Genomic DNA, 3452 nt, shown 5'->3' with positions numbered 1-3452 from the left:
GTCGATCATCATCCAGCTCCTTTCGTCCATGGTCCCGTCGCTGGAACAGCTGAAGAAGGAAGGCGAGCAGGGGCGCAAGAAGATCAACCAGTTCACGCGCTACGGCACGGTGTTCCTGGCGACCTTCCAGGCATATGGGCTTGCCGTCAGCCTCGAGGCGGGCGGTCTCGCCACCGAGCCCGGCTGGTATTTCCGCGCCGCCACGGTCATCACCCTTGTCGGCGGAACGATGTTCCTGATGTGGCTGGGCGAGCAGATCACCTCGCGCGGGGTCGGCAACGGCATCTCGCTGATCATCTTCGTCGGCATCATCGCCGAGGTTCCCGCCGCGCTGGCGCGTTTCTTTGCCTCGGGCCGTTCTGGCGCCATCAGCCCCGCCGTCATCATCGGCGTGCTGATCATGATGCTGGCGCTGATCACCTTCGTCGTCTTCATGGAGCGCAGCCTGCGCAAAATCCACATCCAGTATCCGCGCCGGCAGGTCGGGATGAAGGTCTACGACGGCGGATCCAGTCACCTGCCGATCAAGGTGAACCCGGCCGGTGTCATTCCCGCCATCTTCGCATCGTCCCTGCTGCTTCTGCCGACGACGATCGCCACATTCTCGGGCGGGAACACCGGCCCCGTCATGTCGACGATCATGGCCTATTTCGGCCCCGGGCAGCCGCTCTACCTGCTGTTTTTTGCCGGGATGATCATCTTTTTCACCTATTTCTACACCGACAACGTGTCGTTCAAGACCGACGACGTGGCCGACAACCTCAAGAACCAGAACGGCTTCGTGCCGGGCATTCGCCCCGGCGCCAAGACGGCGGCCTACCTGACCTATGTGGTTCACCGCATACTGGTGCTCGGCTCGGCCTATCTGACGCTGGTCTGCCTGTTCCCGCAGCTTCTGCAGAACCAGATGGGGATACCCTTCTACTTCGGCGGGACCTCGGTGCTGATCGTGGTGTCGGTGACGATGGACACGATCCAGCAGGTTCAGTCACATCTGCTGGCCCATCAGTACGAGGGGCTGATCGAAAGATCGCAGTTGCGTGGCAAGAAGCGCAACCGCAAGGCGCCGGCGCGCCGATAAGCGCGCGGCGGCAGCGCCGGCGGATTCTGTCCGCAGCGGCCGCCACGCGGGTGACCTGCGCGCTTTGGTTGCAGAGCATGGCGGCGCGTGGGGTGTCGCGACGGTTGACCTTTGCCGTGGTTAAGGAAATATTAATGTGCAGATCCCGACTTTCGCGCCTTTACGCGAAAGTGCTTGACATGCGGTGAACGGCCCCTTGACGGGGTTCCGGTTACGTATTACGTGCAGCCTCTCAAGTGAGAATCGCCGTCGAATCCCTTGCCAGCCCGGCATCGGCCGGTCGGCGGCTAACCTGGCCCGATGGCAATCCTGCTGTCGGGTCGATGTTGTGAAAAAAGGTTCTGGAGCTACGGAACCGCAACCGTGAAGGAACATCCCTCTTGGCACGTATCGCTGGGGTCAACATCCCGACCGCCAAGCGCGTACCGATCGCGCTGACCTATATCTACGGCATCGGCCGTGACACCGCCGACAAGATCGTCGAAGCCGTCGGGATCGATCCTGCCCGCCGCGTCAACGAACTGAGCGACGCCGAAGTTCTGGCCGTGCGCGAATATATCGACGCCAATCTGTCGGTCGAGGGCGACCTGCGCCGCGAGACCCAGATGAACATCAAGCGCCTGATGGATCTCGGCTGCTACCGCGGTCTGCGCCATCGCCGCAATCTCCCCGTGCGCGGCCAGCGCACCCATACCAACGCCCGAACCCGCAAGGGCCCGGCCCGGCCGATCGCCGGCAAGAAGAAGTAAGGGGAGACAGGAAAATGGCCCGTGACAAGCGACCTGCCAAGCGCAAGGTTTCCAAGAACATCGCCGCCGGCGTGGCGCATGTGAATTCGTCGTTCAACAATACCAAGATCCTGATTTCCGACGTGCAGGGCAATGCGATCTCCTGGTCGTCGGCCGGTACGATGGGGTTCAAGGGGTCGCGGAAATCGACCCCCTATGCCGCCCAGATGGCGGCCGAAGATGCCGGCCGCAAGGCGCAGGAACATGGCGTCAAGACCCTCGAGGTCGAGGTTCAGGGGCCGGGATCGGGCCGCGAAAGCGCATTGCGCGCGCTGGCGGCTGTCGGTTTCAACATCACGTCGATCCGGGACGTTACCCCGATTGCCCATAACGGATGCCGGCCGCCGAAACGCCGCCGCGTCTGACGCAGGACTGCAAGAACTCCGGATCGCGCCGGCATGGCGCGGTCCGCACGCGCATTTGAACCTCGGGCGTTCGCGGCCACGGTCATGGGAAGCGAACAGGTATGGAGGCGACATACATGATCCACAAGAATTGGCAGGAACTGATCAAGCCGACGCAGCTTGAGGTCAGGCCCGGCGCCGACGCGTCGCGACGGGCGACGCTGGTGGCCGAACCGCTGGAGCGGGGCTTCGGCCTGACGCTGGGCAATGCCCTGCGCCGGGTGCTGCTGTCCTCGCTTCAGGGGGCCGCGATCACCAGCGTCCAGATCGACAACGTGCTGCACGAATTTTCGAGCGTTGCCGGCGTCCGCGAGGACGTGACCGATATCGTGCTCAACCTGAAACAGGTTGCCATCCTGATGGAGGTCGACGGGCCCAAGCGGCTGACGATCTCGGCCAAGGGGCCGGGTGTGGTAACCGCCGGCGATATCTCGCAATCCGCCGGAATCGAGATCCTCAACAAGGAACTGGTGATCTGCCACCTCGATGATGGTGCGGACCTTTACATGGAACTGACGGTCAACACCGGCAAGGGTTATGTGGCGGCCGACAAGAACCGCCCCGAGGACGCGCCCATCGGCCTGATTCCGATCGATGCGATCTATTCGCCGGTCAAGAAGGTCTCCTATGACGTGCAGCCGACCCGCGAGGGTCAGGTGCTCGATTACGACAAGCTGACGCTGAAGATCGAGACCGACGGCTCGGTCACGCCGGAGGACGCGCTCGCCTTTGCCGCGCGCATCCTTCAGGATCAGCTTTCGATCTTCGTCAATTTCGAGGAACCGGAATCGGCACAGCGCCAGGATGAGGACGACGGGCTGGAGTTCAACCCGCTGCTTCTGAAGAAGGTGGACGAACTCGAATTGTCCGTCCGTTCGGCCAACTGCCTGAAGAACGACAACATCGTCTATATCGGCGACCTGATCCAGAAGACCGAGGCCGAGATGCTGCGCACCCCGAACTTCGGTCGCAAGTCGCTGAACGAAATCAAGGAAGTGCTCTCGGGCATGGGGCTGCACCTCGGCATGGATGTCGAGGAATGGCCGCCGGAGAATATCGAGGATCTGGCGAAGAAATACGAGGATCAGTTCTGATCCTCCCGGACGTGCCCGACGGCGCGCCCGCACCCGGGCATTCCGCCCCAAGGAGAGGGCCCCGCACGCATGGGGCCCCGGACAA

At 62.7% G+C, this 3452-nt stretch carries 4 protein-coding genes; all 4 read left to right on the top strand.

What is annotated here, in order from left to right:
- A partial coding sequence (gene secY, locus ACK5IR_RS14100) for a preprotein translocase subunit SecY (protein WP_416929809.1) occupies window positions 1–1081 on the top strand: 1081 nt, incomplete at its 5' end.
- Window positions 1082–1461: 380 nt separating this feature from the next.
- A complete protein-coding gene (gene rpsM, locus ACK5IR_RS14095) occupies window positions 1462–1830 on the top strand; it encodes a 30S ribosomal protein S13 (protein ID WP_416929808.1) in 369 nt (122 codons plus the stop codon).
- A 14-nt stretch (window positions 1831–1844) separates the two neighbouring features.
- The gene (gene rpsK, locus ACK5IR_RS14090) at window positions 1845–2234 is read left to right on the top strand and encodes a 30S ribosomal protein S11 (protein WP_416929807.1); all 390 of its coding nucleotides are present in this window, start codon (window positions 1845–1847) and stop codon (window positions 2232–2234) included.
- Between the two features lie 116 nt (window positions 2235–2350).
- The gene (locus tag ACK5IR_RS14085) at window positions 2351–3367 is read left to right on the top strand and encodes a DNA-directed RNA polymerase subunit alpha (protein ID WP_416929806.1); all 1017 of its coding nucleotides are present in this window, start codon (window positions 2351–2353) and stop codon (window positions 3365–3367) included.
- Window positions 3368–3452 lie beyond the last annotated feature (85 nt).

Origin of the sequence: Tropicimonas sp. (assembly GCF_047971885.1) — a bacterium.
In the GTDB taxonomy this organism is placed as follows: Bacteria; Pseudomonadota; Alphaproteobacteria; order Rhodobacterales; family Rhodobacteraceae; genus Tropicimonas.
This window is presented reverse-complemented; position numbering and strand designations above follow the sequence as displayed.

Bases quoted from the DNA above. Each gene is read 5' to 3' on its own strand.
- rpsK (WP_416929807.1), top strand. From the start codon at position 1,845: ATGGCCCGTGACAAGCGACCTGCCAAGCGCAAGGTTTCCAAGAACATC.
- ACK5IR_RS14085 (WP_416929806.1), top strand. From the start codon at position 2,351: ATGATCCACAAGAATTGGCAGGAACTGATCAAGCCGACGCAGCTTGAG.